Origin of the sequence: uncultured Phenylobacterium sp. (assembly GCF_902826855.1) — a bacterium.
GTDB lineage: Bacteria > Pseudomonadota > Alphaproteobacteria > Caulobacterales > Caulobacteraceae > Phenylobacterium.
Window position 1 is genome coordinate 1 of record NZ_CADEGK010000002.1, and the last position, 25,501, is coordinate 25,501.

Below are 25,501 nucleotides of genomic sequence, written 5' to 3' on the forward strand. Positions count from 1 at the left end.
CCCACTGTCGTGCCGGGCGTTCCCGCCAGCGTCGCGGAGAGATGGAAGTTGGCGCCGTCATAGGTCGCACTGGCGCTGAGGATGTCCAGGTCGGCCGCCTGCGGGCCGGTGTAGGTGGCCAGGAAGTCGTCCGCGGGGTCCGTCACGGCCAGCGCCGGCGTGGCAGCGATCGACAAGGCGCACGCGAGCGCCACGGAGAGAAGCGGCTTGGACATCGAAATGGACTCCCTTGCTTGGCGGCGGCCGCGAGCTTGCGGGGCGGAAGGCTGCGACCTTGTGAGGGCTGCGCCGCCTGGGCCATGATGAAGGCCTGAGGAACTTCTGAGGGTCTTCGACCCTGGGGGAGGTTGCGGGTGGATGCGCCGGGCGGAATGCTCACGCTGGCCGGGCTCGCGCGACGGCCCGATATCGAGTTCGGGCCGGTCCGCATCAGCCCCTCGACTCGGTTGGTCCGCGGCCCGGCCGGCGAGGCCAGTCTCGAGCCGCGCGCCATGCAGGTGCTGGTTGCGCTCAGCGACGCGGTCGGCGCCGTCGTCACCCGCGACGCCCTGTTTCGCCGTTGCTGGGGCGACGCGGTGGTGGGCGATGACAGCCTCAACCGCGCCGTCGCCGACGTCCGCCGGGATATGCGCGCCGCCGTCGGCGACCTCGTCGCCATCCAAACGGTCCCGCGCACTGGCTATCGCCTCATTCTCGCGGGCGAAGCCGCGCCTGGCCCAGCCCCGTCGGCCGCGCGGCGCCGGCTGCTCCTCGCCGGCGGTGGGGCGGCCGCGATCGCCGCCGCCGGCGCCGCCTGGTGGGCCCTCCGCCCCGATCCTGCCCGCGCCCGCGCCGCCGCGCTGGTGGATGACGCCGAGCAAGCTCGCCAGACCGGGATGTCCGATGGCCATGTCCGCGCCGCGCAAGCTCTCGAACAGGCCGTCCGGCTCGACCCCGCCAGCGCTGCTGCGTGGGGCAAGCTCGCCCTCGTCCGCAGCGCGCTCGCCGACGAGACCGCGCCAGACCGCGTTGCCGCCCTCACCGAGCAGGTCCAGCAGGCGGCCCGCCGCGCCCTGGCGCTAGATCCGCGCCAGCCCGACGCGCTGGCCGCGGGCGCGATCCTGCCGCCCTACTTCGGCGATTGGCAGGCCGCCGAGCGCCGGATGGACGCCGTCCTGAAGGTCGCGCCCAGCCACGTGGCGACCCGCGACGCCCGTGGCTTCCTCTATGTCTCGGTGGGCCGGGTCCGCGAGAACATGGCGGAGCGCCTGGCCATCGCCTCGCGCGAGCCGCTAAACGCCGTCCTGCTCTACCGCCTGATCTACGCCCACTGGATCATAGGCCAGGTCACCGAGGCCGACCGCGCCGCCGAACGTGCGCTCCAGCTCTGGCCGCGCCATCCCGGCGCGTGGTTCGCGCGGCTGTGGGTGCTGGCCTTCACCGGCCGCGCCGAGCGCGCCTTGAGCCATCTCGATGACGCTGCGGCTCGCCCCGACCTGCCACCCTGGATGATGCAGACCTTGCGCACCGCCGTCACCGCTCTGATCACGGGCCGGCCGGCCGACGTGACCCTCGCCGCCGACCGCTTGCTGTCCGAGGTGGGCCGCAGCCCCTCGGCGTCGGTTAACGCCCTCCTGATCCTCAACGGTTTGGGCGAGGTCGACCGCGCCTTCGAGGTGGCCCGCGCCTACCTGTTGGAGGAGGGACCCCTGATGGCCAGCGTGCGTTGGCGCCCGGGCCAAGTGCTGGTTAGCGATCAGCGACGTCGCAAAACTCATATGCTCTTCACGCCGGTGGCGGCCGCCATGCGCCGCGACCCGCGTTTCCCCGATTTGGCCGAGCGCGTTGGGCTCGCCGCTTACTGGCGCGCCGTTGGGCGTGGCCCTGACGGCCCAGACCCGTGACGATTCACGGCTTGTGCAACCCCCACCAGGCCCCGCCCCAAGTCGTTCTCGAACGCGGACAGTCGATCAAGGCCCATCCTGCGTCTCCGGCGTCGTGACTCGGGCGAGCGACAGCCGGACCGGCGCGGACTTGTAGGCCGGGGCGCCGCTGCGGCGATCGTGGTCCTCGGCACATTGGCCTCGCGATAGTAGGCGGCGATGCAGCCCCGCGGCAGCTCGCGGGCGACTGCGGTAAGGCCGCAGCCCCCCGCCGGCCGGCCGTCGAGATAGAACGCGGCGGCCAGATCGACCCGGTCCGCTCGTGTACTCGGCGATGAAACCGTGGCCCAGCACCGGCTCGCCGGCGCGGTCCCAGGTGACCAGGGCCTCCCAGGTCCTTCCAGACCAGGCCTGGCGAGAGGCGTACGCCGTCCGGCAGGCTGGGAGTCTCGGCGCGGGCCGCGGTCGCGGCGCAGCCGATCGTTCGAAGGGGCATGGTGGCGGCTCGGCGGGCGTGGAGGACTATGCGCGCCTGCGCGCGTCGCGGCTGGTCAGGGCCGCCCAGTCGGCGAAGCCGGTGATCACCCGCTCCAGGAAGGCCCGGCCGTTCGGCGTCAGCACCTCACCCGAGCCATCGAACATCGCCGCGGCCTCGCCGATGTACGCCTCGGGCTGCTGCATGACCGGCATGTTCAGGAAGACCATGCTCTGGCGGATGTGATGGTTCGCGCCGAAACCGCCCAGCTTGTAGGGCGAGACGCTCACCACCGCCGCCGGCAACCCGTCCCACGGACTCGGGTAGTCGGGACGGGAGCCGACATCGATGGCGTTCTTCAGGGCGCCGGGGACCGAGCGGTTGTACTCCGGCGTGGTGATCAGCACCGCGTCCGCCGCCCTGATCTCGTCGCGGAAGCGCGTCCAGGCCGCCGGCGGCGTGGCGTCGAGATCCTCGGTGTAGAGCGGCAGGTCGCCGATCTCGACGATACGACAGGCGAGGGTGGGCGGGGCCAGCGCGATCAACGCACGGGCGATCCGCCGGGTGTAGGAGGCCTTGCGCAGGCTTCCGACGAGCACGACGACGTTGAGCGGATCGGACATCGCAAAGATCTCTCGGAGTCAGTGGGAGGGCGGAGGGAAGTGGACGGGAAGCGGGCGCGGGGTGCGGGGACCGACGGTCAGTCGATGCGCAGGCTCTGCTCCATCGCGAAGCACTGGTCCCAGATGTAGACGTCGAAGCCCGAGAGTCGGTCCTGCCACTTGGGCGTCACCGTGTTCACGCATTTCACGACCACGCGGTCGATGTAGTTGTCGAACACCGCCCAGGGGTTGGTCTTGTCCTCGGCAGCGAGCTCCTCGCCGATGGCGGTGGTCTGCAGCGCCTGCCCCGCCGCCGCCTTCAGGTCGTTCATGAACTCCAGCTGCGTGCGCACGTCGGCGTGGGTTCCGGTCCGGCTGACATGGCCGCCGACGATCGTCTCGAAGGGCAGCTTGTCGATCAGGGCCACCTGCTCGAAGACGCCCTGCACGTCGTGCGCGACCGCGAACCGCCGCCACGGCATCCAGCCCGGGAAGATCACGTCCACCACCATCAGGGTCTTCTGCCGCGGCGCGTAGATGAAGATGTTGCCGGGCACGTGGGCGTCGCCGTGGTAGCTGAGCTCCAGGACCTGGCTGCCGACCTTCAGCGTGTAGCGGTCCTTGAAGGTCACGGTCGGCGGCGGCCGCTTCGGGTCAGCATCGCGGAGCAGCAGCCGCTTGGTCTCCTCCTGGGCGATGACGACCGGCACGCGGCCCAGGTCATTCACGCCGGCGATGTGGTCGGCGTGGGAGTGGCTGTAGATCACGTGGGTGATCGGCTTGTCGGTAACCTCGGCAATCGCCCGCCGGATGTGGGCCGAGTAGGTGGGGGGCGCGTCCACCACCACCACGCCGGTCTCGTAGACCAGGAACATCGACTGGTAGGCGTTCTCGGTGACCATCCAGAGCCCGTCGCCCAGCTTCTGCGTGCGGTAGCCCTTGGCCGGGTCGATGGCCGGGGGCGTGTTGTCTGCGGAGACCGGTAGGTAGCGGTCGGGGCGCACCCCGATCGGTGCGAGCGTGGGCATGTTCGCGTAGGGCGCGCCTGGCTGCCCGGGCGGGGACCCCGCCCGCGCCGGTGCGCCGATCAGGACCGCCACGAGCGCGGCGGCGCCGATGACCTGGCCGAATTGTCTCGTCGTCCGGTACGCGCGTGGGGTCGACACGGTCGCTCTCCTGTCATGGCGCGGCGACGCTGCGCCGCCCTGGCCTGAGGAGAGAATTGGACCGGCGGCCCCGCTCCGGAATTGGACTTAGGTGTCGCCGACACCAAAGTCTCATCCGGCGCGACGGCCGCGCCGTGTCACCGGGCGGGCGACGCCACAGTGCGTCGCGGCAGCGTCCAGCCGGCGCGCGGGAAGTGGCACATGTAGCCGTGCGGGATACGCTCGAGATAATCCTGGTGCTCGGGCTCGGCCTCCCAGAAGTCGCCCGCTGGCTCCACCGCGGTCACCACACGGCCGGGCCAGAGACCGGAGGCCTCGACGTCGGCGATGGTCTCTTCGGCGACCCGCTTCTGGTCCTCGCTCGTATAGAAGATCGCGGAGCGGTAGCTCAGTCCGACGTCATTGCCCTGGCGGTTGAGCGTGGTCGGGTCGTGGATCTGGAAGAAGAACGCCAGAACGTCGCGATAGCTGGTCGCGGCCGGATCGAAGACGATCTCGATCGCTTCGGCGTGCGTGCCGTGGTTGCGGTAGGTCGCGTTGGGGACATCGCCGCCGGAATAGCCGACCCGGGTCGAGAGGACGCCGGGTTGGCGGCGGATCAGCTGCTGCATGCCCCAGAAGCAGCCGCCGGCGAGGATGGCGCGTTCGGTGGTCGGCATAGGGGTCTCCTCTGGCGGTCGGTCGTCTTATGTGGTTGCGGCGCCCGGCGCCCGCAATCCGGAGCCCGTGGTGGGCCGAGTCTCAGGGCGGGGCGCTTTCCAGGAACTGTAGGATCAGCGCGGCCGCCTCGTCGAGCCGCTCATCGAGGGCGAAGTGACGGCGTCCAGCTCGAAGACGCAGCGCTGCACGCCGAGCTGGACGAGCAGGCCCGCATGGTCTCTCCAAGGTGGTCGAAGGTATAGGCGTAGTGCGCCGGCGCCGGCGCATCGCTCTGCCCGAAGCCCGGATAGTCGGGCGCGATGACATGGTACCGCCGGCCAGAAGCGGGATCAGACCGTCGTACATGCGCGACGATGAGCATAGCCGTGCAGCATGACGATCGTCGGCGCGTCCGAGGGCCCCGCCTCGCGGTAGAAGACCCCAACGCCATCGACCAGCGCCCGGCGGTAGGTGGTTGTCACCGAGGTCGACGGCAGGGCGCCGGGTCCGGCCTCGGCCAGCGCGGCGGCCATGAGCGCGGCGAACCCGCACGGGAGGAGGAAGGTGCGCATGGTGGGCATGCCGGTTCGTTGCGGTGTCGGATTGACGCCCCGATGAGATCGGATCGTGCGCCGCCGGGCCATTGGACCTAGGCAGCGGCGATACCAAAGTCGTGCTGGGGCTGGGGCGCCGCCGACTCCTGGACCCGGTAGCGAGCGGCCGGCTCGGACCGCGAGAGGTTGGGGAATAACGCCTGGCGGGCCGCCTCGTAGGCCTGCCAGTCGCCGACGTCCGGGAGGGATGGCAGGGTGATGAGTTCGCCCTGGTCGAGGCCCGACAGGGCCGCGTCGACCGCATCCGGCGCGCTCATCACGATCTCCCTCGGCAAGGTGTCCAGCGGCGCGCCCGAGGCGGCCCAGAAGGCGGTGCCGACGGCGCCCGGCAGGACGGCCTGGACCCGAAGTCCGCGCGCGGCGAGCTCGTGGTGCAGCGACTGGGTCAGGGCGACCACGAACGCCTTGGTGCCGGCATAGACCCCGTTGAGGATCTCCGGTCCGACTGCGGCGATGGAAGCCATGTTGACGATCGTTCCGGAGCCCCGCTCGACGAACTTCGGGGCTGCGGCATAGGTCAGCCGCATCAGCGCCGTGACATTGAGATCGATCATGGGTTGCATGGCAGCGACATCCGAACTCAGGAGCGGCAAGGCGGAGCCGACGCCGGCATTGTTCACCAGCATCGAGATCCGCGCGTCATCGCGCAGGCGCAGCACGATGTCGTCCACATGGTCGGCACGGCCGAGGTCGGCGGTCAGGGTCTCGACCTGCCGCCCGGTCGCCTGGATCAGGCGGCTGGCCACCGCTTCCAGGCGCATGGAGTCCCGCGCTACCAGGATGAGGTCGAACCCGCGGCCAGCGAGCCGGTCGGCATAGACCTCCCCCATCCCTGCGGACGCGCCGGTGATCAGCGCGACGCCCTTCGGCGGCGTTGGCGTGGCGGGTGTGTGCAGCATCGTCGACCTCCACCGTCATCACGGGCGCGGCGCCCGGCGCCTTCGAACCTGGCCGCGCCAGGGCTGGGCGGACATTGCACTTTGGTGTCGGCGATACCTTTGTCTCGGTTGTGCGCGCGGGCCTCGCGACGGAGTCTCTGGCCGTCGGCGGGACGCCCCGGCGTTGCGCGCCGCGAACGACTGTCGCTCTCGCCGCGCCTCTAAGCGCGGGGCGGGGTCACGCCCGATTCCCGGGCTGCCGAGGCGGACAAAAGCGTCCGCACAACACAGGACAGGATCGAGACATCTCCATGAGCCAACCTTCAAAGGTCGCCGTCATCACCGGCGCATCGCAGGGCCTGGGCGCGGCGCTGGCAGCCGCGTATCGCGCCGCTGGCTACAAGGTCGTCGCCAACTCGCGATCGATCGGACCGTCCGGGGACGCCGATCTGGCGACCGTAGCCGGTGACATCGCCGATCCGGCCGTCGCCGAACGCGTCGTCGCCACCGCGGTCGAGCGCTTCGGGCGGATCGACACCCTGGTCAACAACGCCGGGGTCTTCACCGCGAAACCCTTCACGGCCTTCACGCAGGAAGACTGGGCGGCGAACACCGGCACCAACCTCGCCGGCTTCTTCCACGTGACCCAGGCGGCGATCCGCCGGATGGAGAGACAAGGCTCCGGGCACGTCGTGCAGATCTCGACGAGTCTGGTCGAGCAGCCGATCAATGGCGTCCCCTCGGTCCTGGCGTCCCTTACGAAGGGTGGACTGAACGCGGCGACGAAGTCCCTGGCGATCGAGTACGCCGGGCGGGGCATTCGTGTGAACGCGGTGGCGCTGGGCATCATCAAGACCCCGATGCATCCGCCGGAAACCCACGCGGGCCTGGCCACCCTCCAGCCCCTCGGCCGCCTGGGCGAGGTCGAGGAGGCGGTCCACGGCGTCCTCTATCTGGAGAACGCCCCGTTCGTGACAGGCGAGATTCTGCACGTCGACGGCGGCCAGTCCGCCGGCCACTGGTGACCCTTCGCAGCGGGCCGCCCACGCGGCCCGCTGCGCTGCCCTGGAGCGCTCCGACCATGCCGATCGTCAACATCCTGGTGACCCGTGAGGGCTCCGGACCCGACCGCACTGCGATCACCGCCGAGGAGAAGGCCCGCCTCATCAAGGGCGTCAGTGACCTGCTGCTGGAGGTCCTGGGCAAGCCGCTCGATTCGACGTTCGTGACCATCCAGGAGATCGAACTCGAGAACTGGGGGTGGGGCGGATTGCCGGCCCTCGAATACCGACAGTCCCGCACGGGTGCGCCTTCGGGGCAATGAAGGGTCGTCAGGCGCTTCGCGCTGGCCGTGCCTGCGAGGCTGCCCCGATGAACACCTTCATGGCGTCGAGCTGGTCCGTCGAAGTGGTCTCCTCAGGCGCGCAGGAGGGTGGTCCGCGCCTCGGCCAGTTCTCCGGCCAGCGTGGCCATCAAATCGGCCGCCGGGAGCGGCCGGGCAAGGGGCGCGCCCTGGCCCGCCCAATGGGCGCCGTAGCCTCCATCGCCCTTCGATCGCGCCGCGGCCGCCAGCGCCTTGCCGGCGTCGTAGGCGATCGGATAGTCGGGCGGGGGCGCCTGGCCGAGCGGGCCGGCCTTCAGGCGTGTGAAGCTGTTGGCGAGGCAGCGCGCCGGTCGCCCGGAGATCAGCGAGGTCATTTCCGTAGCGGACGCGCCGGATCCGAACAGCGCGGCGCGATGCGAGGCGTCCGCCCCGGATTCCGGGCAACCGACGAATGCGGTGCCAAGCTGGGCCGCGGCGGCGCCGAGCGCCAGGACCGCGGCGACGCCAGCGCCGTCCATGAGCCCGCCGGCCGCGATGACCGGGACAGGCAGTCGCGTGACCAGGAGCCGTGTGAGGGGGGCGGCGCCGAGCTGGGCGTCATTTGCGGTGGGATCAAACACGCCCCGGTGTCCGCCCGCCTCCCAGCCCTGCGCCACCACAGCGTCGACCCCGGCCCGGACCGCCGCCTCGCCTTCCGCCAGTGAGGTGGCGGTAGAGAGCAGGACGGCGCCTGTGGCCTTTAGGCGGTCGATCGCATCCTGCGGGGGTAGGCCGAAGTGGAAGCTGACAACGGCTGGTCGCGCCTCCAGCACAGCGCCCAGCATCTCCGGATCCGCCACGAGGCTGCGGTAGATTTCGCCGATCCGCTCGGGCGGGTGGCTGCCGAAACGCGCGAACTCGGGCGCCAGGGCGGCGAGCCAGCCGGCCTCGCGATCCGGGTGCGCCCGCGCGGGCCGGTGGCAGAACAGGTTGACGTTGACCGGGCCGCCGGTGAGGCGGCGAAGCGCGGCCAGCATGTCGCGGGCGCCGGCCACATCAACCGAGCCGAGCGAGATCGAACCCAGGCCTCCGGCGTTGGTCACGGCCGCCGCAAGCTGCGGCGTCGAGGTTCCGGCCATCGGCGCCTGGATGATCGCCAACCGGATGCCGATCCGCTGGAGCAGGGGCGTCATGTCGCCGGCGTGAGAGGCGCGCACAGGCGGGCGAAGGCGCCGCGCGGCGTAAACCACCAGTCGCACACGCCGCCCAGTTCGAGCGCCAGGGCGCGGACGAGGCCGACCCCGCGTCCCGGACGTGCGCCGGCCAGGACGACGCCATCGTCGGAAACCGTACAGACCACGTCGCTGCCGGCCAGTGACAGGCGCACCACGATGGCGCCGGAACGGCCGGCAAGCCCGTGTCGTGCGGCGTTGCGCACAAGCTCGGAGACGGCCAGGCCGAGGCGCCACGCCCGGTCGGAGGCCAGCCAGATGTCGTCGGTTTCGACCGCGAGGCTCACCCCCCGGTCCGCCAGCGTCGACTTCGAGAAGGCGGCGCAGAGGCGACCGACGTAGTCGGCGAGGTTCACATGCCCGTCGATCGGCGGCAGGAGCGCCCGGTGGGTCTCGGCGTGTGCGTGCAGCCGGTCCGCCGCACGCCGCAGCGCCTGACGCACCTCCGTCCGACCGGACCCGGCCGCGGCCAGGGACAGGCCCGCGATGGCCTCCGCATACTCGTTGGCGACCCGATGGCTGATCTCCTCGACCAGATACAGCGGCAGTCCGCCGGCGTGGCCTTGCATCAGGTTCGTCTCAGGCGTCATGGCCGCGTTCCCAACTGCCGCTGCGCGGATCGCGTCGCGGTCTGCGAGGCATGAGACAACAGGGCCGGTCGCCGGACCATTGCACCTAGGTATCATCGACACCTTCGTAGGGGCGCTAGTCCTCTGGGTGCAGGCCCAGGCGCTGGCTCATGCGGACGAGATCGGCGAGCGACCGGGCCTGCATCTTCTCCATTACGCGGCCGCGGTGGGCCTTCACCGTGATCTCGCTGATGCCGAGCTCGCCCCCGACCTGCTTGTTGAGCAGGCCTGTGACCACCAGGTCCATCACCTCGCATTCTCGGCGGCTCAACCCCGCGCGACGATCGCGCAGCGCCTGTAGCGCTGTCTGCTCGGCGAGAACGGCCTGGCTACGCTGCAGGGCGTCGTCGATGGCGGCCAGCAGGACCTCGTCCCCAAACGGCTTTGTCAGGAACTCCGCGGCGCCGGCCTTCATGGCCCGCACCGTCATCGGCACGTCGCCGTAGCCGGTGATGAAGATGATTGGCATGCCGACGAGTTGGCTCCCGATGCGATCCTGCAGATCGAGCCCATTGAGGTCGGGCAGGCCGACATCCAGGACTAGGCAGCTCGGGCCCGCATCCGGCGCACTGTCCAGGAAGTCGGCGGCGCAGGCGAAGGTTCGCGCTCGCCATCCCGAAACCTGGATCAGGCCCTCAAGGGCCTCGCGCACCGAGACATCGTCGTCGACGACGTAGACCGTCGCCGTGGGACCCGTGCCGGAGCGCCGAGGCGCCTGGAGGACACACGTGTCGCTGGAAGATGGTTGCATGGAGGCGCCCTTCATCCCTTCCCAAGCGCGGCGTTGACGGCCTGGACAATGGCCGTTTCGGTGAACGGCTTGAGCAGGAAGGCCGCGGCGCCGCGCTTGAGCACCTCGGCCTCGAGTAGGGGGTCGGCGTGCGCCGTGATGAACACGATGCCGATATCGGCGTTGCGGCGCGCAAGTTCGAGCTGGAGATCGGGCCCGGTCATTCCCGGCATGGCCACGTCCAGCACCAGGCATCGCGTGGTGATCGCGCTGTCGGAGGCCAGGAACGCCTCAGCCGAAGCGAACGGCCGGGTGGGAAAGCCGTACGATCCCAGCAGGTCGGGCAAGGCTTCCCGGACCGACTCATCGTCGTCCACGACCGACACCAAGTCACGCTTTGACATTACGCTTACCCGTTACTGAACCTGTGGCCGACGGGGCGTCACAGGGGATGAAGAAGGAGAACGTGGCGCCGGGACCGGTGTCGTTGGGGGCCGCCGACAGCCGCCCCCCGTGGGCTTCGACGATGGACCGGCTGATCGACAAGCCGATCCCCATGCCCTCGGGCTTGGTCGTGTGGAACGCCTCGAACAGCTGCGCGGCCGTCGCGGGGTCGATGCCGATCCCGGCGTCGCGCACGTGCAGATGCACGTGGGCGGCGTCCGCCCGGCGGGTTGAGATCCAGAGTTCTCGCGGCCGGTCGGAGATTGTGGACATGGCGTCGGCGGCATTCAGGATCAGGTTCAAGATCACCTGCTGCAGTTGAATACGGTCGGCCTGCACCAGCGGGGGGTCATGGGTGAACTCTGTCCGCAAGATGACCCGCCGCCGTTGCAGCTCGCTTGCGGACAGGGCCAGGACCTCCCGCGCCGCATCGTGCAGATCGACCGGCTCGAAACTGGGGAGCTGGCGGGAGAACAGCGCCCGGAGGCGCTTGATCACCTCCGAAGCGCGGTCGGCGTCACGCAGCGTCCGCTGCACCGTCGCCTGCGCCCCCTCCAGATTGGGCGGCTCGGCCGTCAGCATCCTCTGGGTGGTGCTGGCGTTGGTGAGGATCCCGGCAAGCGGCTGGCTCACCTCATGGGCGATCGAGGCGGTGAGCGTACTGAGGGCTGCGGCGCGCGCCACGTGCGCGAGTTCCGCGCGCGCCCGGTTGAGATCGTCCTCGGCGATCTTGCGCGCCGTGATGTCCTGCAGCGCGCCCATGAACACCGGCCGATCGGGGAACTGATCGATCCGGTGTCCGACCACATGCGCGTGGCGAATGTCGCCGTTCGGTGTCACGACCCGGAACACGAGGTCGAAGTTCTCGCCGACCGTCGCGCCACCCAGCAGGGTCTGAACCTCCAAAAGGTCGTCGGGATGGATGGCCCCCATCATCATGTCCATCGTGATGGCCGTGCCGGGCTCGTAGCCGAAGATCCGGTAGATGACCTCTGACCAGTTGTGGGCGTCCGCCTCCACATCCCAGGTGAAGCTCCCCGTCTGGCTGAGGCGCTGGGCGGCGGTGAGATAGGTGTTGGCGCGCGCAAGGTCGGCCTCGGCGAGCTTGCTGGCGGTCACATCCTGAGTGCTGCCGATGTAGACGAGGCGGTCGGCGATCTCCTTGACCCGCGTGCTGACCGTATGGAGATGCTTGACGGCCCCCGAAGGCGTCACGATGCGGTAGTGGACCTCGAAGTCCTCGCCGGTGTTCGCGCCCGCCACGATCGAGGCCGCTGCGCGCTCCCGGTCCTCCGGATGGATGCGGCCCAGGACCATCGCCATGGTGGGGGTGGTCGCCGGATCGAATTCCCAGATGCGGAAGTTCTCGGCCGACCAGTCCTGCTGCTCCGCCGCCACGTCCCAGGTGTAGCTGCCGGTCCTGCTGAGTCGCTGGGCGGCCGTGAGGTAGGCGTTGGTGCGCGCGAGCTCGGATTCGGCCAACTTGCTCGCGGTGACGTCCTGCGTGCTGCCGACATAGACGATCCGATCGCGGATCTCCTGGGCCCGCGTCCCAACGGTGTGGAGGTGCTTCACGCCGCCGGTAGGCGTGACGATGCGATAGAAGACCTCGTAGTCCGCCCCCGTGTCGCGACCGGCCGACATGGCGGCGGCGGCAGACTCCCGATCCTCGGAGTGGACCCGGTCGAGCACCATCTCCATCGTGGGATCCACGTCGGGATCGAGTTCCCAAATCCGGTAGTTCTCAGCCGACCAATCTTGCTCATTGGTCTCGGCGTCCCAGGTGAAGCTGCCCGTGCGGCTGAGCGCCTGCGCGCCGGTGAGGTATTTGTTGGCCCGGGTGGCGGCCGTCTCACTGGCGCGCAGCGCCGCTTCGGCGAGCTTGCTCTCTGTGACGTCCTGGTTGGTGCCGATGTAGACCACGCGATCCGCGAAGTCCGGCGTCAGCGTGGCGATGGTTTGCAGGTGCTTGATCGTCCCCTTGGGGGTTACGATCCGGTACACGAGTTCGAAGTCACCCCCGGTCTCGCGGGCCCTGCTCATCAGCGACTGCACGGCCTCTACGTCCTCCGGGTGGATCGCGCCCACGACGATGGCGGTGGTCGGCGTGCTGGCCGGATCGACCTCCCAGATCCGGTAGTTCTCGTCCGACCAGTCGAGCTCGTCGTGCTCGATGTCCCAGGTGAAGCTGCCGACCCGGCTGATCGTCTGGGCGGCCTTCAAGTAGCGGTTTGCGCGCCGAAGCCGCGCTTCGCTGGTCCTGAGAGCCTGCTCGCCAAGCTTGCTGGCGGTCAGGTCTTGGGTCGCGCCGACGTAGACGGGCCGGTCGGTCACGTCGCCGAGCCGCTCGTTCACGGTGTGCAGGTGCTTTATCTTCCCGCTCGGGGTGACGATCCGGTACGAGATCTCGTAGCTTTCGCCGGCGGCCACGGACTTGGCCATGATCGCTTCGACCGCGACCTTGTCATCGGGATGGACCACGGTGGCGTGGAGCGTGGGGACCGCGCGGTCATCCTCCGGCGCCATCTCCCAGATCCGGTAGAGCTCCTCCGACCAGTCCTGCGCGCCGGTCTCGACGTCCCAGGTGAAGCTGCCGGTCTTGCTGAGCCGCTGTGCGCCGGCGAGATAGCGGTTGGCGCGCCGCAGGTCCGCCTCGCTCGCCTTCAAGGCCTCTTCGGCAATCCTGCTCTCGGTGATGTCCTGAATCGAGCCGACATAGACCGAGCGGCCGGTGATGTCCGGCATGCGCGTGGCGACCGAGTGAACGTGCTTGGTGACGCCCTCCGGGGTGATGATGCGGTGGAACATCTCGAAGTCGGCGCTGGCCAGCGTCGCGTGGTTCAGGGCCTCGATCGTCGACTCTCGATCTTCGGGGTGGATCCCATTCAACACCATCGACATCTCAGGCGTGCGTGTGGGGTCGATACCCCAGATCCGATAGGATTCGTCCGACCAGTCGAGCTCGCCCGTTTCCACCCCCCAGGTGTAGCTGCCCGTCTTGCTGAGCCGTTGGGCCGCGGTCAGGTACATGTTGGCGCGGACGAGGCCGGTTTCACTGGCCTTTAGAGCTTCTTCGGCGAGCTTGCTCTGAGTGACGTCCTGTGAGCTTCCGAGATACACGACCCGGTCGGAAAATTCGGGGACGATCGCCATGACTGTCTTCAGGTATTTCACCCCGCCTTTCGGGGTCACGATCCGGTAGGAGACTTCGAAATCTTCCCGGGCCGCTGTCGTGGCCGCAAATGTCGCCAGTATCTCTGCCCGATCGTCGGGGTGGATGGCCTTCGCGGCCATCTCCATCGTCGGCGCCACGGCCGGGTCGAACTCCCAGATCCGATAGTTCTCGTCCGACCAGACCTGTTCGTCCGTGCTCGTGTCCAGCGAGAAGCTGCCGGTCTGGCTGAGGCGCTGGGCGCCGTTCAGGAAACGGTTCGACCGCCGCAGGTCCGCCTCGGCCGCCTTGATGGCGATGTCCGACTGTGCGCGCTCGATGCCGATACCCGCGATCTTCGTGAAGCGATCGATGAGCTCCTGTTCCTCATCCGTCGGGCCGGTGGGCTCTCGCCGATAGATGGCGAAGATCCCAAGCACCTCGTTTTGGCTGCTGAAGATCGGAGCCGACCAACAGGACACCAGGTCCAAGCGCGCCATGGTCGCCGGCCAGTCTTCCGCCCGCCAGCGCCCGTCGTTCCGGGGGTCGATGACGACGACGGGCTGGCGAGTTTCCACGGCCAGGGAACAAGGCCCGTAATAGGGATCGATGGGTTTGCCATCGAGGATCGCGTTGTAGTCCGCCGGAAGGGAGGCGCCGGCGCCGACCCTGAACCGGTGGCGTTCTGCGTCGACCAGCAAGATGCTGCAAAAGGATCCGGGCGAAAGGGTCTCAACCTGCAGGGCGAGTTCCTTGAGAACGTCCGGAAGGGGTACGCCGCGCGCTACGAGTTCGAGCAGGCGCTTCTCGGCCGCGAGCTGCGCTTCCGCCCGCGTGCGGTCTTCGATGTCGGCGTTGGCGCCACACCAGCCGGTGAGCCGCCCCTCCGCGTCGTGTAGCGGCCGAGTCTCCAGTTTGAACCTGCGGTAGACGCCATCGGCGCGCCGCAGGCGCGCCTCGAGGTGGATCTCGGCGGGAGGCGAGGTGGCGAGCGTCGAGGTCCAGGCCGACATCGCCGCGGCGACATCCTCGGGATGGAAGATCGCTGCCCAGCCCGCCGCCCTGACGCCGTCCAGCGTAAGGCCGGTGTACTCGCGCCATCGGCGGTTGACGAAGTTGCATTTCCCGTCAGGCGTGGCGGTCCAAACCATGCCCGGAAGCGCATCGAGCAGTCTGCTGAGATCCGTCTCCATTCCAAGCTTTCGTGGGCTGGGCCGCCGCCCAGGATGCAGGCCGCGACGTTGCATCGTCCATAGTACTTTGGTGTTGGCCCGCGTCGAAGTCGCCACCGCTCGCGCCCCCGAGGCCACTAGAAGCGTGCGGAGACCGACACCCCGTAGGTCGCGGGCTGGCCGACGAAGCGGGCCAGCACATTGGCGTTCAGGAAGACGTTGCTCCAAGTGTAGGCATTGGTGACGTTGCGCCCCCAGATCCAGGCCCGTCTGCGCCCGTCCGAACTCTCGACGCCCGCGCGAACGTCCAACAGGGCGTAGCCGCCGATCCGCAGGGGTTGGGGAGCGCCCACGCCAGCCCAGGTGCGGCTGCGATAGGTCAGGCTTCCGCCCACGAATCCGCCCCAGGCCTCCGTCACCGCGAACTCATAGTCGAGGTTGGTGGCGGACTGCCATTCGGGCGCGAACGGGAAGGGTGTCCCGGCCTGATCCCCAATCTGCGCGAGCCCGTCGACGCCCACGAAGCGGTCGATCTCGCTGTGCAGCCAGGTGACCGAGGTGTCCAAGGTCAAGCCTTCGATCGGCCGGGCGACCAGCTGGGCTTCCGCGCCGATCACGTGCGACCTCGGGATCGAGACCAGGGCTTCCAACGGGCCGAAGTTGGGATCCTCGAAGGCGCCGCGAAGCTGCTTGTCCCGGTAGCGGTAGTAGAAGCCGGACGCGTTGAACTGAGCGCGGCCCTCGAACAATGACGCCTTCACCCCCGCCTCGTAGGCGATCAGCGATTCCTGTTGGATGGGGTCGTACTGGGTCGTGGTGGATGCGGCGGCGACCGGGACGGCGCCGGCTTTGTAGCCCTTGCTGGCGTTGGCGTAGGCCAGCAGCCCCGGCCGTCCAGTCCAGGTGACTCCGAACCGCCAGGAGAGGCTGTTCTCGTTCAGTTTGTTGTGGACGTTCTGCGCGGGACGCAGTCCGTTCGCCGGATCGAGCACAGTGCAGTCACCGACCTGGGTGACTGGCGACGCTCCGTTGCGGAAGAAATTCCAGAAGCGCGCAAAGTGGTCCGAGGGGGCCAGCGTACAGCTGTCGAAGCGCCGACGATCGATGTTGTAGCGCAAGGCCGCCTCGACCGTCAGGGCGTCGGAAAGCCGGTATTCCACATGGCCGAAGGCGGCGTAGGTGTTTACCCGCACGCGGCTGAACAGCAGGTTCACGTCTGCATAGGCTTGGGGGTCAATCGACTCGTAAAGCTGCGCCAGATCCACATCGCGGAACGTCTGCAGCGGCTGGTCCTTGGCTCGGTCATGCGCGTAGTTCACGCCCGCCAGCCAGGTCAGGCGCCCCTGTTCACCCGCCAGGCGCAGCTCTTGGAACACCGATGAAACTTGGCCGTCCCTGTCGATGACCTCATTGAGGTTGAATGGCGTACCATTGGGGTCCTGGCCATACTCAAGGTCGAGATAGGCGTAGGAGCTCAAGGAGGTCAGGGTCACCCGCTCGCCAAGCTGAAAATCGTTCCGCCATCTCACGTGCAGGAAGGTTGTGTCGCTCGAGTAGGGGAACGTCTCGCCGGTATCGACGCGCAACACGCTCCAGTCGGCGGCCCGGGGCTTGGTCACAGTCGGGAAGGTCAGGAGCCCGGGGGTCGCGAGCGCCGGCACGACCGGGCGAGCCGCGATGAACTGGGCCGCCGGAGTCTCGGACCCATCGTGCGTGTAGGTCAAGGTGAGCCCGCTGGTCAGCCGCGGATTGGGGGTCCACTCCAGGCTGAGCCGCACTTGGAGTTCATCGATCCGGCCGAGCCGGTCGCCCGGTCGGGTGATGCTCTTCTGCCAGCCATCTCCCCAGCGGCCCTGCACCGCAAGACGCCCGAACAGGTCGCCCGTCAGCGGTCCGGTGACGTAGCCCCCCACCCGGATCCGATCGAAACGGCCGTAGGTCGCCTCCACCCCCCCTTCGGGATCGTTGCGCGGCGCCGCGGCGATGTAGTTGACAGCGCCGCCGGTGGCGTTCTGCCCGAACAGCGTACCCTGCGGTCCCTTGAGAACCTCGACCCGCTCCAGGTCGAAGGCGACGAGCTTGGTCATGGCCGGGTAGGGCAGCGGCGCCTCGTCCAGGTAGACCGTCACTGCCGGAGAGGTCGCCAGATCGCTGTTGAAGAAGCCGACTCCGCGCAGATTGAAGGACGTCGAGGCGAAATTGCTCTCCTGGAGGGTCACGCCTGGGACCAATTGCGGGAGGTCGGCTACGGCGTCGATGCCGCGCAGGCGCAGCGTCTCTGCGCCCGCGGCCGTGATCGCCATCCCGACGCTGTCTGCCGCCTGCTCACGCTTCTGGGCGGTGACCACCAGCTCCTGGATGGGTTCGACGCCGGCCTCGTCAGCGCTGGCCGTGCCGAAGCTGACCGCGGCCGCCAGGACGGCGCCGCTCGCGCACGCGAGGCCTCTTCGACGCATCCGCAACTCCCCCTTCAGGACAGGGGCAGGATCGGTCGGGGGATCCACCGGCGGCAATTGTACCAAGGTATCGGCGACACCTTGGTACAATGGACCTTTGCGCCGTCAGCCAGCATCTGGGTTCCGCACCGGCTGGACTTTGATCCACACGGGCCGCAGCCGACCGGGCGACGAGGAGCAGACGATGATTCGCAAGGCGCAGGCCATCTGGCGAGGCACGGGCCGCGATGGCGACGGGGACCTCACCACCGATTCAGGCGTCCTGAACGCCAGCCCTTACTCCTATCGGACCCGGTTCGAGGACAAGCTCGGGACCAATCCCGAGGAGCTCATCGCCGCGGCGCACGCGGGCTGCTTCACAATGGCGCTAGCTTTCCGCCTGCAGGTTGAAGGCTACGTCCCGACGGAGCTCGCCACAGAAGCCGCCGTATCGCTCGACCAGGAGGGTGACGGGTTCCGAATCTCCCGCTCGGCGCTCAGCGTGCGGGCCGACGTTCCCGGTCTCGACCAGGACACGTTCGCACGCGTGGCCGCTGATGCCGAGCAGAACTGTCCCGTCTCGCGGGTGCTTAAGGCCGAGATCACACTCGACGCGCAGCTGACCTAGGTTCCCAGGCGATCCCCTAGGTCCTGGAGCTTGAACGCCGCCGGCCCGCGCCGGCGGTGTTCGATGACGTTTAGATAAATTCTTAGATTATTTGATGTAACGACCAATACGAAGGTATATACTATACTATAGTTCAATAGATATCAGCGTGAATAGTCATCAAATTATTTCCTGTTAGTGGAGGCGCCGGAGATCGGCGACCCGCATCAGGAGAGGCGAGATGTCATCGGAATCCAGACTTAAGACGCGGCGTCATTTCCTTGCGGTCTCAGCCACCGCAGGCGCGTTCGGCTTGGCCGGTCCGGCTGCGGCCGAGGTGGTGGGGTTGGCCCCGGAGCCCGTCGGCGGCAGCGGGAGCGGCGCCATCCGTCCCTATCGCATCCAGGTGCCGCAGAGCCTGCTCGACGACACCAAGCGTCGGATCCTGGCTACACGGTGGCCGGACAAGGAACTCGTCGCGGACGACTCCCAGGGCGTGCAATTGGCTACGGTGAAGGCGCTCGCCCAGTATTGGGCCAGCAACTACGACTGGCGCAGCTGCGAGACCTATCTCAACAACCTGCCGAACTTCGTCACTGAGATCGACGGCGTCGACATCCACTTCCTCCACATCAGGTCGAAGCACGCCGACGCCCTGCCGATCATCGTGACGCACGGCTGGCCGGGCTCGATCATCGAGCAGCTGAAGATCATCGGACCGCTCACGGATCCGACCGCCCACGGCGGGACCGCGGCGGACGCCTTCCACGTCGTGATCCCCTCGCTGCCCGGCCACGGGTTCTCCGGCAAGCCGGCGCAGCTTGGCTGGGATCCGATCCGGATTGCGAAGGCCTGGGTGATCCTCATGCAGCGGCTGGGCTACGGCCGCTACGTCGCCCAGGGCGGCGACTGGGGCAACGCCGTCACAGAGCAGATGGCGTTGCTGACGCCCAAGGGCTTGCTGGGCATCCACACCAACATGCCTGCGACCGTCCCGGACGACGTGGCCAAGGCGCTGCAGCTTGGGACCCCGGCCCCGTCGGGGCTGACAGCCGACGAACGGCGCGCCTTCGACCAGCTCGATAGCTTTTACAAGCACGGCCTGGGCTACGCGAACGAGATGGCGAACCGCCCGCAGACGCTCTACGCGCTGGCCGACTCGCCGATCGGCCTGGCGGCCTGGATGCTGGACCATGACGCCAAGAGCCAGGAGCTCATCGCCCGTGTCTTCGCCGGCCAGAAGGAAGGCCTGAGCCAGGAGGACATCGTCGACAACGTCGCGCTCTACTGGTTCACCAACACGGCGGTTTCCTCGGCGCGGCTGTACTGGGAGAGCAAGCTGCCCTTCTTCGCTCCCAAGGGCGTGCGCATCCCGGTGGCGGTCAGCGCCTTCCCGGATGAGCTCTACCAGGCCCCCAAGTCCTGGGCGGAGCGGGCCTATCCGAAGCTGATCTTCTACCGGAAGCACGATCGCGGCGGCCACTTCGCCGCCTGGGAACAGCCGCAGCGCCTCAGCGAGGACCTGCGGGACGCGTTCCGGCCTCTGCACAAGGCCTAGCAGACCGCCGGACCGGCGGATCGGCGCGCCTCCCCGGGCCGATCCGCCCCCCTTCTTTTCAGACTCCTCAGCTCCAAGGCGGCCCCGCGCCATGCCCGTTGTCCTAGACCGCACAGACATGACGCCGAGCCGCCGGACCGCGGCGCTCGGCCTGTTCGCGGGGCCCTTGGCGGTTGCGCCAGGACTAGCCGCATGCGCTGCGCCGGCCGATGCCTGGCGCGGCTTCGCCGGCGCGGGACCGTGGCTGAACACGCCGCCGCTCCGGGCGGCGGACCTGCGCGGCAGGGTCGTGTTGCTGAACTTCTGGACCTACACCTGCATCAACAGCCTGCGGCCGCTGCCCTATGTGCGCGCCTGGGCCGATCGATATCGCGACCGCGGACTGGTGGTGATCGGCGCGCACGCCCCGGAATTCAGCTTCGAGCACGAGCTGCCGCGGGTGCGGACGGCGGTTGCCGACCTGGGGATCCGCTATCCGGTCGTAATCGACAACGACTTCGCGATCTGGCGGTCGTTCCGCAACAACGCCTGGCCGGGCTTCTACGTCCTGGACGGTGAAGGCCGGGTCCGCCACAAGCGCCTCGGCGAGGGCGAGGGCGAGTACGACAGGACCGAGCGCGTCCTGCAGTCGCTGCTGAGCGGAGCGCGCGGCGAACGGGTCGACGACCCCATACAGCCGGTGGCGGGGGAGGGTCCGCAGGCGGCGCCGGACTGGCAGGACCTCCGTTCGCCCGAGAGCTACACCGGCTACGCGAAGGCGGAGACCTTCGCCGGCGGCGGCCTCCGCCGCGATGTCGCCCATGGCTACATTCCGCCCCCCCGCCTGCCGCTGAACGGCTGGAGCCTGTCGGGCGACTGGACCGTGCGCTCCGAATTCGCCGAGGCCGGCGCCGCGCCGGGCGCCATCGCCTTCCGCTTCCACGCCCGCGACCTCCACCTCGTCATGGGGCCGGGCCCCGGCGACCGGCCGGTCCGCGTCCGTGTATCGCTGGATGGCGCCGCGCCCGGGCCCGACCACGGCTGGGACGTCGACGCGGCCGGCCGGGGCGAGCTGCGCGAGGCGCGCATGTACCAACTGATCCGACAGGCCGGGCCGGTCGGCGACCGCACTTTCACGATCGAATTCCAGGCCGCCGGCGCGCGCGTCTGGTGCTTCACCTTCGGCTAGCGGGAGAATCCGGATGTCCACGAACCTCGAGACGTCACGCCGTCGGCTGCTGGGGGCGGCCGTCATCTCCGCCGCCGCCCTGGGGCCGGGCCGGGCCGCAGTCGCCGCGGCGGGATCCGGCGGAACGCGCACCCCGTCCGGGGCCTTCCCACCCCTTCGCAGCGCCCGCGCCGGCGCCCTGGAGATCGCGTATGCGGAAATCGGGCCGCCCGGCGGCGACCCAGTGATCCTCCTGCACGGCTGGCCCTACGATATCCATGCCTTCGAGGACGTCGCGCCCCGGCTCGCGGCCGAGGGCTACCGGGTGATCGTGCCCTATCTGCGCGGCTTCGGCGCGACGCGCTTCGTCTCGCCGGACAGCCTCCGGAACGGCCAGCCCACCGCCGTCGCGCTCGACACCATCGCCCTGATGGATGCGCTGGGCGTTGGCAGCGCGATCCTGGGCGGGTTCGACTGGGGTGCGCGGAGCGCCGACATCATCGCCGCCCTGTGGCCGGAACGCTGCAAGGGGCTCGTGGCCGTGAGCGGCTACCTGATCGGCAGCCAGGCCTCCGGCGCCAAGCCGCTGCCGCCGGAGGCGGAGTTGCAGTGGTGGTACCAGTTCTATTTCGCCACCGAGCGCGGCCGCGCCGGCTACGAGGCGAACCGCCGGCCGTTCAACCGGCTGATCTGGCGGCTGGCCTCGCCGAAGTGGTCATTCGACGACGCTACCTTCGAACGGTCCGCCGCCGCCTTCGACAATACCGACCACGTCGCGGTGGTGATCCACAACTACCGCTGGCGCATGGGCCTGGCCGACGGCGAGCGGCGCTACGACGCCGACGAAGCCCGGCTGGCGGCGGCCCCGACCATCCGGGTCCCGACCATCACGCTGGAGGGCGACGCAAACGGCGCGCCTCACCCCGACCCGGCGGCCTATGCCGCGAAGTTCACCGGTCCCTACGCCCACCGCCTGGTCCCCGGCGGCGTCGGCCACAACCTGCCGCAAGAAGCGCCCGAGGCTTTCGCCCGCGCGATCCTCGATGTCGCCCGCCTCTGACCCCCACCCCGAAAGGAGCGCACCTCATGGACGACAACGTCATCGTCGACACGAGCTTCACCGCCGTGATCAACGCCCCCATCGAAGCCGTCGACATCCCGGCCTGGTGCTTCAGCCTGCCGGACGTCGAATACCAGGGCTGTTCGCCGGCGCACGTGGCCGCCGGCGCCACGACCGCCCCCGACGGGCGCCGGATGTCGATCAACGTCGAGGTGATCGGCGGTACGCCGATGGTGCAGCACTACGTGGAGCAGGAGGCGACGCCGCACCGCCTGGTGCTGAAGTCCGTCTCCGACCTGTTCACGGCCGCGGGCCGCACCACCATGGTCGTGGTGTGGGAGCTCAGCGTGAAGAGCCTGGGCAGCGGGCGCTGCGAGTTCACCAACCGGGTGCATACCTACCCGACCGAGGAGTTCCAGGCGTACCTCGATCGCCAGGGGATCCCCTTCGAGGTGTTTCGCGCTGGCCGTGCGCCCTACAGCGCCGCCCACAACGCCGGCGAGACGCCGCTGTTCGCGGCCAGCCTCGAGCGTTTCACCCAGCGTCACGCCGCCGCGGCCGCCTGAGGTCGCGCCATGACCCATTCGCCCCAGTCCACGGCGATCCTGCTGGTGGACCCGTACAACGACTTCCTCAGCGAGGGCGGCAAATCGTGGCCCAAGCTGAAGCTGATCGCCGAGGAGGTGAACCTCCTCGACCACCTCCGCGCCATCGTCGCGGCCGCCCGCGAGGCTGGCCTGAAGATCTTCTTCGTGCCGCACCACCGCTTCGAGGACGGCGACTACGCCCACTGGCATCACACGACGCCCTACCAGCGCGCGGGCGCCCAGCGCCGGATCTTCGAGAAGGGCAGTTGGGGCGGGACGTTCCATCCCGACTTCCAGCCGCAGGATGGCGATGTGGTGATCCACGAGCACTGGGGCGCCAGCGGCTTCGCCAATACCGACCTCGACATGCAGCTCAAGCAGTACGGAATCGGCCGGGTGATCCTGATCGGGCTGATCGCGAACACCTGCCTCGAGGCCACGGGCCGCTTCGCGATGGAGCTGGGCTACCACGTCACCCTGGTGAAGGACGCCACCGCGGCGTTCAGCGCCGAGGCGATGCATTCGGCGCACGAGGTCAACGGGCCGACCTACGCGCACGCGATCACCAAGACCGCCGCGTTGCTCGCCGAGCTTGCGGAGGCGGTCGCATGAGCGCGCAGGGCTTCTTCACCGTCGACCGGTCCGAGCCGGGGATCTGGCGGGCCACCTTCTCCAACCCGCCGATCAACCTGCTGCCGCCGGCCGCGATCGTGGAGCTGCAGGCTCTGGTCACGGCGGTCGATGCCGATCAGAGCGTAAAGGTGCTGGTGTTCGACTCCGTCGACCCGGACTTCTTCATCGCGCATTTCGAGACCGCCGGGGCCGCCGAGATGCCCCGCGAGCCCGGGCCGAGCGGCCAGTCGCCCTGGATCGACGTGGTGCTCCGGCTCAGCCGCTCGCCGGTGATCAGCATCGCCAAGATCCGGGGCCGCGCGCGCGGCGTCGGCAGCGAGTTCGTCCTGGCCTGCGACCTGCGCTTCGCGAGCCGCCAGCGCGCGATCCTGGGCCAGCCGGAGGTCGGCGTCGGCTTGCCGCCCGGCGGCGGCGCGCTCGAGTGGCTGCCTCGGCTGGTCGGACGCGCCCGCGCCCTGGAGATCGTGCTCAGCGGCGACGACTTCCGCGCCGACACGGCGGAGCGCTACGGCTGGGTCAACCGGGCCCTGGACGACGATGCCCTGGATCCCTTCGTCGACAGCCTGGCGCGCCGGTTGGCGTCGTTCGACCGCGAGACGATGGGTGCGCTCAAGGCCCTCGTGAACCGGGTCGGCGTGCCTGACGGCGAGGCGTTCGAGGCCAGCAACCAGGCCTTCTTCGCCGCACTTGGTCGCCCCGCCGCGCAGGCGCGCCGCGGCCCGTTGGACGCGCTCGGCTACGGCGAGCGCAGTGACTTCGAGCTGAATTTCGGCCGCCGCCTCGCCGAGCTGCAGCGCGGCCCCGCACCCACTCGCCCCGCCATTTGATCCTTCGTTTCGGGAGACACTCCAACATGTACGCCAGCCGGATCGACATCCCCGACCACACGCGCAAGGCCGCTATCCGGCTGCTCCAGGCGCGCCTTTCCGACGCCCTCGACCTCGACGCCCAGCTCAAGCAGGCCCATTGGAACGTGCGCGGCATGGGCTTCTTCGGACTTCACCAGCTGTTCGACGCGGTACACGGCGAGGTCGAAGGGTTCGCCGACACCTTGGCGGAGCGTATCGCGACGCTGGGCGGGGTCGCCGACGGCCGGGTGCAGACTACCGCCGTCAGGACCCAGCTCTACGAATACGCGCTGCAGACGGTGGCGGGCGAGGACCACCTTCGGGCCATCGCCGCTGTGCTGGCTCAGTTCGGCAAGAGCCTGCGGGCGGACATCGACGCTGCGGCCGCGCTCCCGGACGCCGACACCGCCGACGTGCTCACCGAGGTGTCCCGGGCCACCGACAAACAGCTCTGGTTCGTGGAGGCGCATCTGAGCGGCGCCTGACGTGCGCCGCGCCTCCGCCACCCGCCCCGGCTTCCCCCGAGCCGAGGCCTGCGCCGCGCCTCCGGTCCAACCCCCGCCCGCCGGAGGCGCGGCGTCTTTGTGCCGCCCGATGCCCTACCGACATATCCCGTGGTCCGGGCCGGGCCATGAGACGGAGCCCGACATGACGCGCATCGCCATCCAGACCTCCCAGATCGATAGTTTCGAAGAGATCGTCTTCGAGGGCGCGGCCGCCGGCCGCCCGCCCCGGCTGCTGACCCCCGACGAAGCCCCCGCCGCCTCTGAGGACGACCTGGAGGTGATGCGCTGGGATGGCGAAGGCGGCGCAGATCCGGACCCGGCCTGTCGCGGGGGACCCCGGACCCCTGCGTCGCATCCCGACCCACGAGCGGCAGCGATGCAACAGCCTACGAACTGGAGACCATGATGGGATTGCTCGACGGAAAGGTCGCCCTCATCACCGGCGCCGCCGGCGGCCAGGGGCGGGTCGCCTGCCTCGCCTTTGCGCGGGAGGGCGCCCGGGTGATTGGCAGCGACCTCCAGGACGCCGGCAATGCGGAGACGGTTCGCGCGGTTCGCGCGGCCGGCGGACAGATGACCGGGTTCGCGCCTGTGGACCTGACGGATCCGCAGGCGGTCGGGCGGTTCGTCGATGCCGCGGCGGCCTGCTACGGCGGTCTCGACGTCATCTACAACAACGCGGGTGGGCCGCGCTTCGGCCCAGTGTCGGCGATGCCGGTCGAGGACTGGCGCGCCACGTTCGCCGTGGAACTGGACAGCGTCTTCTACGTCACCAGTTCTGCCTGGCCACACCTCGTGGCCCGAGGCGGCGGGGTGATCCTCAACATCAGCTCCGTGGCCGGTCTAATCGGCTTCCCGCAACCGCCCATGGCGGCCCACGCCGCCGCCAAGGCAGGGGTCATCGCCCTGACCCGCCAGCTGGCGGTCGAAGGCGCGCCTTTCGGCATCCGGGCCGTGGCCATCAGCCCGGGGGCGATCCTGTCGCGGGAAGGCGACCTGGACGCCGCACAGCGCGACCTGGTCACCGGCCGGACGCTTCTGAAGCGCTGGGGTCGACCGGAAGAGGTCGTCGAAGCCGCCGTGTTCCTGGCGTCCGACCGCGCGTCCTACATCACGGGCGCCAACCTTCCGGTCGAGGGCGGCGCCACCGCCTGGTAGGGGTCGGCGTTCAGCCGCGGAGGACCTCCTGCACCGGCCCGACGTCCGCCGCCGCGACGACCGCG

25 protein-coding genes are annotated in these 25,501 nt (G+C 69.3%); 13 read left to right on the top strand and 12 right to left on the bottom strand.

The features are described from left to right. Positions 1–215, bottom strand: a 215-nt coding sequence (locus tag QZV94_RS00435) for a hypothetical protein (protein ID WP_293675818.1), incomplete at its 3' end; no start/stop codon positions are given. A gap of 138 nt (positions 216–353) precedes the next feature. Here QZV94_RS00435 and QZV94_RS00440 point away from each other — a divergent pair. Beyond that, positions 354–1,883 (top strand): winged helix-turn-helix domain-containing protein, encoded by a 1,530-nt coding sequence (locus QZV94_RS00440; RefSeq protein WP_293675819.1) that lies wholly within the window; start codon positions 354–356, stop codon positions 1,881–1,883. Positions 1,884–2,384: 501 nt separating this feature from the next. On the opposite strand, the gene QZV94_RS00445 is transcribed toward QZV94_RS00440, so the two are convergent. From QZV94_RS00445 to QZV94_RS00465, 5 genes are all read right to left on the bottom strand, one after another. Next, positions 2,385–2,960 (bottom strand): NADPH-dependent FMN reductase, encoded by a 576-nt coding sequence (locus tag QZV94_RS00445; protein ID WP_293675820.1) that lies wholly within the window; start codon positions 2,958–2,960, stop codon positions 2,385–2,387. Positions 2,961–3,037: 77 nt separating this feature from the next. After that, a complete protein-coding gene (locus QZV94_RS00450) occupies positions 3,038–4,105 on the bottom strand; it encodes an MBL fold metallo-hydrolase (protein WP_293675821.1) in 1,068 nt (355 codons plus the stop codon). Positions 4,106–4,242: 137 nt separating this feature from the next. After that, on the bottom strand, positions 4,243–4,764 hold the full coding sequence (gene msrA / locus QZV94_RS00455; protein ID WP_293675822.1) for a peptide-methionine (S)-S-oxide reductase MsrA: 522 nt from the start codon (positions 4,762–4,764) through the stop codon (positions 4,243–4,245). Positions 4,765–5,094: 330 nt separating this feature from the next. Next, positions 5,095–5,316 (bottom strand): hypothetical protein, encoded by a 222-nt coding sequence (locus QZV94_RS00460; RefSeq protein WP_293675823.1) that lies wholly within the window; start codon positions 5,314–5,316, stop codon positions 5,095–5,097. Positions 5,317–5,393: 77 nt separating this feature from the next. Next, a complete protein-coding gene (locus tag QZV94_RS00465) occupies positions 5,394–6,257 on the bottom strand; it encodes an SDR family oxidoreductase (RefSeq protein ID WP_293675824.1) in 864 nt (287 codons plus the stop codon). A 290-nt stretch (positions 6,258–6,547) separates the two neighbouring features. Here QZV94_RS00465 and QZV94_RS00470 point away from each other — a divergent pair, with 290 nt between their 5' ends. Then, positions 6,548–7,261, top strand: coding sequence for an SDR family oxidoreductase (locus tag QZV94_RS00470; protein WP_293675825.1), 714 nt, complete (start codon positions 6,548–6,550; stop codon positions 7,259–7,261). 56 nt (positions 7,262–7,317) lie between these two features. Next, positions 7,318–7,560, top strand: a complete 243-nt coding sequence (locus QZV94_RS00475; protein WP_293675826.1) for a 4-oxalocrotonate tautomerase family protein — start codon at positions 7,318–7,320, stop codon at positions 7,558–7,560. A 92-nt stretch (positions 7,561–7,652) separates the two neighbouring features. Here QZV94_RS00475 and QZV94_RS00480 read toward each other — a convergent pair whose 3' ends face one another. From QZV94_RS00480 to QZV94_RS00505, 6 genes are all read right to left on the bottom strand, one after another. Then, positions 7,653–8,732, bottom strand: a complete 1,080-nt coding sequence (locus QZV94_RS00480; protein ID WP_293675827.1) for a nitronate monooxygenase family protein — start codon at positions 8,730–8,732, stop codon at positions 7,653–7,655. Continuing rightward, entirely contained in the window at positions 8,729–9,361 is a 633-nt protein-coding gene (locus QZV94_RS00485; protein ID WP_293675828.1) for a sensor histidine kinase, read from the bottom strand. The genes QZV94_RS00480 and QZV94_RS00485 overlap by 4 nt, the downstream gene beginning before the upstream one ends. A gap of 115 nt (positions 9,362–9,476) precedes the next feature. Beyond that, positions 9,477–10,151, bottom strand: a complete 675-nt coding sequence (locus QZV94_RS00490; protein WP_293675829.1) for a response regulator — start codon at positions 10,149–10,151, stop codon at positions 9,477–9,479. An 11-nt stretch (positions 10,152–10,162) separates the two neighbouring features. Beyond that, on the bottom strand, positions 10,163–10,507 hold the full coding sequence (locus QZV94_RS00495) for a response regulator (RefSeq protein ID WP_293675830.1): 345 nt from the start codon (positions 10,505–10,507) through the stop codon (positions 10,163–10,165). 13 nt (positions 10,508–10,520) lie between these two features. After that, entirely contained in the window at positions 10,521–14,918 is a 4,398-nt protein-coding gene (locus QZV94_RS00500; RefSeq protein ID WP_293675831.1) for a PAS domain-containing protein, read from the bottom strand. A gap of 116 nt (positions 14,919–15,034) precedes the next feature. Then, positions 15,035–17,353, bottom strand: coding sequence for a TonB-dependent receptor (locus QZV94_RS00505; RefSeq protein ID WP_293675832.1), 2,319 nt, complete (start codon positions 17,351–17,353; stop codon positions 15,035–15,037). Between the two features lie 184 nt (positions 17,354–17,537). Here QZV94_RS00505 and QZV94_RS00510 point away from each other — a divergent pair, with 184 nt between their 5' ends. From QZV94_RS00510 to QZV94_RS00555, 10 genes are all read left to right on the top strand, one after another. Then, complete coding sequence (locus QZV94_RS00510; RefSeq protein ID WP_293675833.1) at positions 17,538–17,960, top strand: OsmC family protein; 423 nt, start codon at positions 17,538–17,540, stop codon at positions 17,958–17,960. 220 nt (positions 17,961–18,180) lie between these two features. Beyond that, a complete protein-coding gene (locus QZV94_RS00515; RefSeq protein WP_293675834.1) occupies positions 18,181–19,497 on the top strand; it encodes an epoxide hydrolase family protein in 1,317 nt (438 codons plus the stop codon). A gap of 118 nt (positions 19,498–19,615) precedes the next feature. Further along, positions 19,616–20,665, top strand: a complete 1,050-nt coding sequence (locus tag QZV94_RS00520) for a redoxin domain-containing protein (protein WP_293675835.1) — start codon at positions 19,616–19,618, stop codon at positions 20,663–20,665. A gap of 13 nt (positions 20,666–20,678) precedes the next feature. Continuing rightward, positions 20,679–21,704 carry an alpha/beta hydrolase gene (locus tag QZV94_RS00525; RefSeq protein WP_293675836.1) on the top strand — a complete coding sequence of 342 codons (1,026 nt, stop codon included), beginning with the start codon at positions 20,679–20,681 and terminating at the stop codon, positions 21,702–21,704. A gap of 26 nt (positions 21,705–21,730) precedes the next feature. Then, complete coding sequence (locus QZV94_RS00530) at positions 21,731–22,270, top strand: hypothetical protein (protein WP_293675837.1); 540 nt, start codon at positions 21,731–21,733, stop codon at positions 22,268–22,270. Between the two features lie 9 nt (positions 22,271–22,279). After that, positions 22,280–22,903 carry an isochorismatase family cysteine hydrolase gene (locus QZV94_RS00535; protein WP_293675838.1) on the top strand — a complete coding sequence of 208 codons (624 nt, stop codon included), beginning with the start codon at positions 22,280–22,282 and terminating at the stop codon, positions 22,901–22,903. Beyond that, on the top strand, positions 22,900–23,751 hold the full coding sequence (locus QZV94_RS00540) for an enoyl-CoA hydratase/isomerase family protein (protein ID WP_293675839.1): 852 nt from the start codon (positions 22,900–22,902) through the stop codon (positions 23,749–23,751). Before QZV94_RS00535 ends, QZV94_RS00540 begins: the two co-directional genes overlap by 4 nt. A 26-nt stretch (positions 23,752–23,777) precedes the next feature. Then, positions 23,778–24,257, top strand: coding sequence for a DNA starvation/stationary phase protection protein Dps (gene dps, locus QZV94_RS00545; protein ID WP_293675840.1), 480 nt, complete (start codon positions 23,778–23,780; stop codon positions 24,255–24,257). Between the two features lie 163 nt (positions 24,258–24,420). Beyond that, entirely contained in the window at positions 24,421–24,684 is a 264-nt protein-coding gene (locus tag QZV94_RS00550) for a hypothetical protein (protein WP_293675841.1), read from the top strand. Continuing rightward, positions 24,681–25,436, top strand: coding sequence for an SDR family NAD(P)-dependent oxidoreductase (locus tag QZV94_RS00555; protein ID WP_293675842.1), 756 nt, complete (start codon positions 24,681–24,683; stop codon positions 25,434–25,436). The genes QZV94_RS00550 and QZV94_RS00555 overlap by 4 nt, the downstream gene beginning before the upstream one ends. Positions 25,437–25,501 lie beyond the last annotated feature (65 nt).

Bases quoted from the DNA above. Each gene is read 5' to 3' on its own strand.
- QZV94_RS00445 (WP_293675820.1), bottom strand. From the start codon at position 2,960: ATGTCCGATCCGCTCAACGTCGTCGTGCTCGTCGGAAGCCTGCGCAAG.
- msrA (WP_293675822.1), bottom strand. From the start codon at position 4,764: ATGCCGACCACCGAACGCGCCATCCTCGCCGGCGGCTGCTTCTGGGGC.
- QZV94_RS00460 (WP_293675823.1), bottom strand. From the start codon at position 5,316: ATGCGCACCTTCCTCCTCCCGTGCGGGTTCGCCGCGCTCATGGCCGCC.
- QZV94_RS00465 (WP_293675824.1), bottom strand. From the start codon at position 6,257: ATGCTGCACACACCCGCCACGCCAACGCCGCCGAAGGGCGTCGCGCTG.
- QZV94_RS00470 (WP_293675825.1), top strand. From the start codon at position 6,548: ATGAGCCAACCTTCAAAGGTCGCCGTCATCACCGGCGCATCGCAGGGC.
- QZV94_RS00475 (WP_293675826.1), top strand. From the start codon at position 7,318: ATGCCGATCGTCAACATCCTGGTGACCCGTGAGGGCTCCGGACCCGAC.
- QZV94_RS00480 (WP_293675827.1), bottom strand. From the start codon at position 8,732: ATGACGCCCCTGCTCCAGCGGATCGGCATCCGGTTGGCGATCATCCAG.
- QZV94_RS00485 (WP_293675828.1), bottom strand. From the start codon at position 9,361: ATGACGCCTGAGACGAACCTGATGCAAGGCCACGCCGGCGGACTGCCG.
- QZV94_RS00490 (WP_293675829.1), bottom strand. From the start codon at position 10,151: ATGCAACCATCTTCCAGCGACACGTGTGTCCTCCAGGCGCCTCGGCGC.
- QZV94_RS00500 (WP_293675831.1), bottom strand. From the start codon at position 14,918: ATGGAGACGGATCTCAGCAGACTGCTCGATGCGCTTCCGGGCATGGTT.
- QZV94_RS00505 (WP_293675832.1), bottom strand. From the start codon at position 17,353: ATGCGTCGAAGAGGCCTCGCGTGCGCGAGCGGCGCCGTCCTGGCGGCC.
- QZV94_RS00510 (WP_293675833.1), top strand. From the start codon at position 17,538: ATGATTCGCAAGGCGCAGGCCATCTGGCGAGGCACGGGCCGCGATGGC.
- QZV94_RS00515 (WP_293675834.1), top strand. From the start codon at position 18,181: ATGTCATCGGAATCCAGACTTAAGACGCGGCGTCATTTCCTTGCGGTC.
- QZV94_RS00520 (WP_293675835.1), top strand. From the start codon at position 19,616: ATGACGCCGAGCCGCCGGACCGCGGCGCTCGGCCTGTTCGCGGGGCCC.
- QZV94_RS00525 (WP_293675836.1), top strand. From the start codon at position 20,679: ATGTCCACGAACCTCGAGACGTCACGCCGTCGGCTGCTGGGGGCGGCC.
- QZV94_RS00530 (WP_293675837.1), top strand. From the start codon at position 21,731: ATGGACGACAACGTCATCGTCGACACGAGCTTCACCGCCGTGATCAAC.
- QZV94_RS00535 (WP_293675838.1), top strand. From the start codon at position 22,280: ATGACCCATTCGCCCCAGTCCACGGCGATCCTGCTGGTGGACCCGTAC.
- QZV94_RS00540 (WP_293675839.1), top strand. From the start codon at position 22,900: ATGAGCGCGCAGGGCTTCTTCACCGTCGACCGGTCCGAGCCGGGGATC.
- dps (WP_293675840.1), top strand. From the start codon at position 23,778: ATGTACGCCAGCCGGATCGACATCCCCGACCACACGCGCAAGGCCGCT.
- QZV94_RS00550 (WP_293675841.1), top strand. From the start codon at position 24,421: ATGACGCGCATCGCCATCCAGACCTCCCAGATCGATAGTTTCGAAGAG.
- QZV94_RS00555 (WP_293675842.1), top strand. From the start codon at position 24,681: ATGATGGGATTGCTCGACGGAAAGGTCGCCCTCATCACCGGCGCCGCC.